Source organism: Parabacteroides sp. AF17-3, assembly GCF_003635445.1.
GTDB classification, from domain to species: domain Bacteria; phylum Bacteroidota; class Bacteroidia; order Bacteroidales; family Tannerellaceae; genus Parabacteroides; species Parabacteroides goldsteinii.
This window is the reverse complement of sequence record NZ_QTMM01000042.1, coordinates 1-2,420: the sequence shown is the minus strand read 5'-3', so window position 1 is coordinate 2,420 and position 2,420 is coordinate 1. Positions and strand designations below refer to the sequence as shown.

Annotated in this window: 3 protein-coding genes and 1 pseudogene; all 4 read left to right on the top strand. The window is 46.0% G+C overall.

Annotated features, from left to right (window positions below; all coding sequences use genetic code 11):
* Positions 1-507 (top strand): TraG family conjugative transposon ATPase (locus DWW91_RS27420; protein ID WP_122329440.1); only part of this gene is annotated, 507 nt, incomplete at its 5' end.
* Between the two features lie 28 nt (positions 508-535).
* A complete protein-coding gene (locus DWW91_RS27415; RefSeq protein ID WP_122329439.1) occupies positions 536-892 on the top strand; it encodes a DUF3876 domain-containing protein in 357 nt (118 codons plus the stop codon).
* A gap of 4 nt (positions 893-896) precedes the next feature.
* A complete protein-coding gene (locus tag DWW91_RS27410; RefSeq protein WP_122329438.1) occupies positions 897-1,526 on the top strand; it encodes a DUF4141 domain-containing protein in 630 nt (209 codons plus the stop codon).
* A 19-nt stretch (positions 1,527-1,545) separates the two neighbouring features.
* A pseudogene (gene traJ / locus DWW91_RS27405) lies at positions 1,546-2,367 on the top strand (conjugative transposon protein TraJ); the annotation flags it as partial.
* Positions 2,368-2,420: the final 53 nt, after the last annotated feature.

Below are 2,420 nucleotides of genomic sequence, written 5' to 3'. Positions count from 1 at the left end.
GGCAGTAATGCCCCTGACCTACCCGGCAAAGCGATTGCATCGGCGAACATGGCGGATTATATTAAGTACCTCTATAAAACCGTCAGAAAGTATTTCGGTGAAGCGATTGTAGTCACACAGGAAGTGGAAGATATTATTTCCTCACCCATTGTAAAAGAGAGTATTATAAACAATTCGGATTGTAAGATACTGCTCGACCAAAGAAAGTATCTGAACAAGTTCGACAGCATACAGAACCTTTTAGGGCTGACCGATAAAGAGCGTTCACAGGTGCTTTCCATCAACCTTGCCAATCATCCCAACCGGAAATACAAGGAAGTTTGGATAGGCTTAGGCGGTACACAGTCCGCCGTATATGCCACAGAAGTGAGTTTGGAAGAATATTTTACATATACGACCGAAGAAACGGAAAAGATGGAACTTTTCGCCTTGTCTGAAAAGCTGGGCGGCAATCTCGAACTGGCTATCAAACGGCTTGCCGAATGCAAGCGTAATCCCGAAAAATAATCAATTAACAATTTAATAATCAATCAGTATGAAACATTTAAAATTCCTGTTTCCGGTGCTGTTATGCACCTTGTTACTGGGGTTTTCTTCCTGTAAGGAAACGAACGCCGACCGTCTTAGGGCGATGCGTGGCGACTGGGAAAGCGTGAAAAACCGTCCGGCGTTCTCTCTCTTTGAGGAAAACGGGCATTATAGGGTAACGACCCGCAAAATAACTTACCGGGGGACTATCCAAACGGAAACCTATCAGATTTCAGAACAGGACGGAAACCTGTTCATCGAAACGGGGTTGTCCGTCCTGCTGACCTATGACAAGGAGAATGACCGGATTCTGCTTTCTCCCGGCGGAGAATATAAACGAAGTAATCAACCACTAAAGAAGTAAGCGTATGAGAACAAAGATTATAATGCTGCTCGTAGTATGCAGCCTGTTTGCCTCAAAGGTAAACGCACAATGGGTGGTGAGTGACCCCGGCAATTTGGCGCAAGGGATTATCAATGCGTCAAAGAACATCGTGCAGACATCATCCACCGCACAGAACATGATAAAGAATTTTCAAGAAACAGTAAAGATTTACCAACAGGGTAAGGAATACTATGACAGGCTTAAATCCGTGCATAACCTTGTGAAAGATGCCCGCAAGGTGCAAAAGTCCATCCTGCTTATCGGGGAGATTTCCGACATCTATGTGAACAGTTTTCAGAAGATGCTTTCGGATGAAAACTATACACCGGACGAACTTTCGGCGATTGCCTACGGATATACTCAACTGTTGCAGGAAAGTTCCGATGTGCTGGAAGAGATGAAAAGCGTGGTAAACATCAACGGGCTTTCCATGTCGGACAAGGAACGGATGGACGTTATCGACCGGACGTATAACGCCATCAGGAACTACCGGGACTTGGTGAGTTACTATACCCGCAAGAACATTTCCGTTTCCTACCTGCGGGCGAAAAAGAAAAAGGACACCGACCGGGTAATGGCTTTGTACGGCTCGGCGGATGAACGTTACTGGTAACTTCAAATAAATCAAAGATATGTTATTAGCAATCGAATTTGATAACCTGCATCAGATTTTACGAAGTCTGTACACGGACATGATGCCTTTATGCGGGAACATGGCGGGGGTAGCCAAAGGAATAGCGGGACTGGGGGCTTTGTTTTATGTGGCTGCCAAAGTATGGCAGTCGCTCGCCAGTGCCGAACCGATAGACGTTTACCCGCTTCTGCGTCCCTTTGTGATTGGTTTCTGTATTATGTTCTTCCCCACATTCGTACTGGGTACGATTAACAGCGTGATGTCCCCAGTAGTCAAGGGGTGTAACAATATGCTCGAAACGCAAACTTTCGATATGAACGCCTACCGGGAACAAAAGGACAAGCTGGAATATGAAGCGATGGTGCGCAATCCGGAAATGGCTTACCTTGTTTCGGATGAAGCGTTTGATAAACAGATTGACGAATTGGGATGGTCTGCCAAAGACATTGCCACAATGGGCGGTATGTACATGGATAGGGCAGCCCATAATATCAAGCAATCCGTCCGGGACTGGTTCAGGGAACTTTTGGAACTGCTCTTTCAATCGGCAGCCCTTGTGATAGATACTATCCGAACCTTTTTCTTGATTGTCCTTGCCATACTGGGGCCGATAGCCTTTGCCATCAGCGTATATGATGGCTTTCAGGCGACACTGACCCAATGGATAACAAGGTATATTTCCGTTTACCTGTGGCTGCCCGTTTCAGACCTGTTCAGTTCCATTCTTGCCCGAATACAGGTGCTTATGCTCCAAAAGGATATTCAGGAGCTATCAGACCCCAATTTCATACCGGACGGAAGTAACAGTGTGTACATCATTTGTGCGCCCGTAGAGGCTGTGTAGTAAATATGCTGATTGCAAGGCATTAGGTA